The organism is Psychrobacter sp. 1Y4, from assembly GCF_051847555.1.
Window position 1 is genome coordinate 1 of sequence record NZ_JBPYDE010000035.1, and the last position, 2,523, is coordinate 2,523.

Sequence of the window (2,523 nt, forward strand, 5' to 3'; positions counted from 1 at the left end):
AGTGATTCGCTATTTTAGATAAATGGCATGGCAAATCAACAGTTGCAACTACTCCTCTATCTTCAAAAACATCATCTAATAACTGCTTTGGACTAATCAATCCAGCTCTAATTTTGTACCTAGCAACTGTGCTGTAAATTAGCTCTTCGGCATACGGGATAGGGAGGTTTATCACATCAACTTACCTTAGGTAGCCAATCATTGATATCAAATATTAGCGATGTAGAATCTTTTAAGTGTTCATAAAATGAATCATCCCTTTCCTTTTGAGTGAACTGATAGCGTAAATCTTCAGAGTCAAGCGTATGCCAATCCTTTGGTTTGATATAATTCGATTTCTTTGTACGAATAATCGTTTGAGAGTCATCTTTTAAATTGCTGTTTCCAACTTTAACCTCTTTCGACCATTCTAAAATAATAGACATCAACTCGGGCATAGAGGCTTCAGGTAGCTCAGAAACTGCCTTTTTAACTGTAGGAACTAGTACAGGGGAGTCTTTCCCCATATCGACTAACATACGATGTAATCTAATGCTTAGTTCGCACCCCTGATATTCTGATACCTCATCGAACTCAGACTTCTTTTGATGTAGCTTACTTTGGAGCTGCAGTAACTTTTTATCGATGTCGGGTATTACTAGATCTGAAAACTCGGCAATTTTATCTGATCTACCAGATTGCAAGGCTTCTATCATAGGATGTATAGGTCTTAGATCTTCATCGTAAGTGGTCTGCAGTAGTTTAACCGTAATACGCTCTATCCCTGAATCTATAGCTCTGAGCTGAGCTAGTACAAAAAGCTTAACTACGATATCTAAAATGCCTTGTGACAGATCATACCAACGACTTCTTACATCGTCAGATAAGATAATATCTGCTTTTCTCAACCATTGATACTTCCACAAATTATCCGTAAACCTGTTCCATTCAGATTTATATATTTTGCCATCTGCTAAAACTATATTTGGTTCTTGTGCCATCTGCTCCCAAAAAACTGAGCCAAAACCTGCTCCACGTCGAGCTGATCTTAAGTCTCCTTCAAATATAAATCTAGCTTTTGGTGTTCCAACCATAACGACAGGAAGACCTACCGTATTTACTAGCGTCACAAAAAAATTCAACATTTTCTCAGCACCGCCAGACTTATTAACACTGAGATGTTGTATTTCGTCTATTACTAACAGTCCGATAGCATGGTGATTAGAAATCTGACGCATCAAATTCAATAAAGTTTCAATACTATGTCGTTTTAGCGCATACTTTTTTTCATAATTAGAGTCTAAAGCTTGGTCGATTGCTCTAAAAAAATGAAGACATAGGCTTTTAAGTGAACCATCATGTGGACAATCTACTCTTAGGTAGACAATTTGAGTAAAGTTCAAGTCTGAATGATAAATGACTTGAGGGTAGGTCGATAGGATTTTATTAAGGGTAGTCGTTTTACCACTACCTGAGCAGCCTATAAATGCCAAGCTACGAGCTGTAGAAGTCGCTGTAGGAAACCTAATCACATCGTCCTCACCAGACATTAAACGCTCATAGCCATTTTGAAGATGAGTATTTAAAGAGCCGTCTTTAGGATTGCGTCCAACATACCCTTCACGAATCATTATTGATAACTTCTTCTCAAGATCAATATGACGGTTGATAGGCTGAAAAAACAGACCCATCATTTGAGATATCAAATGTGCTCTAATAGAAGAGGAAGCCTGACAGTCAGAATGATTGAGCTTTATACTACCTTTAAGTTTTTTGACCACTTGTTCTGGTTCTAGAATGTCAGGCAGTGCCTCAATAAAGGGGTTCCCTTTGTAAGAACCAAAGCTTTCTTTATAAACTGCATTAATCATTACTGTCTCCAACATTCTGTAATCAGTCATCTTCAGATAAAATATCATGATAAACTGGGAACTTAAGCGCTAGCTCTTCATCATCCAGTTCACTTTGACTTCTCGTGCTTTTTTTGGTCGTAGGCAGTTGAATTAACTCACCTTTTTTAAACTTGCTTTTCTGCCTGTTCTGTCGCTCCTCATCTTTAGCTAACCTTTTGTTATCATTGATATTAGCTAACTGAGCTGACTTGCTTTTAAATGCCGTTGGTTTAGCCTTCATAGCTTCTTTTATGATTTTTTCATTTTCTCGTTCAAGGGTTTCTAATGCGAAACTACTTTTAAGCTCTTGATTGGCAGCTGTTTTTTTCTGCTCTTCTTGTATTTGCCACACCTCCCAAAAACTACAGCCCTTAAACTCTCTTGATCTATCGGATAAATGGGCTTTCCAATAATTGAGGCTACCTTGTTCATAAAAGATAAAAATTGTATTTGCATCTAAAGGATCGTAAGCAACTTTAATCGATTTAGGTCTATTGATTGTGTTTTTCCGATGAAGCCAGCCTTTTTCTCTTATTTCAGCACAAATATAGTAATTACCAAAGAGCTTGATACCTAAATCTGAAATGCTGGCTTTTTTTTGAGGTAATAGCGCTATGTATAAAGCATCCGCTGAGACAGCACGAAGCCTACC

The 2,523-nt window shown here is 37.4% G+C and carries 3 protein-coding genes; all 3 read right to left on the reverse strand.

Annotated features, from left to right (window positions below; genetic code table 11):
* The coding region (locus ACS8FC_RS13880) for a TniQ family protein (RefSeq protein ID WP_439297192.1) at nucleotides 1-175 on the reverse strand (175 nt) is incomplete at its 3' end.
* A gap of 1 nt (nucleotide 176) precedes the next feature.
* Nucleotides 177-1,850 (reverse strand): AAA family ATPase, encoded by a 1,674-nt coding sequence (locus ACS8FC_RS13885; RefSeq protein ID WP_290178493.1) that lies wholly within the window; start codon nucleotides 1,848-1,850, stop codon nucleotides 177-179.
* 22 nt (nucleotides 1,851-1,872) lie between these two features.
* On the reverse strand, nucleotides 1,873-2,523 hold a 651-nt coding region (locus tag ACS8FC_RS13890; RefSeq protein WP_439297191.1), incomplete at its 5' end, for a Mu transposase C-terminal domain-containing protein.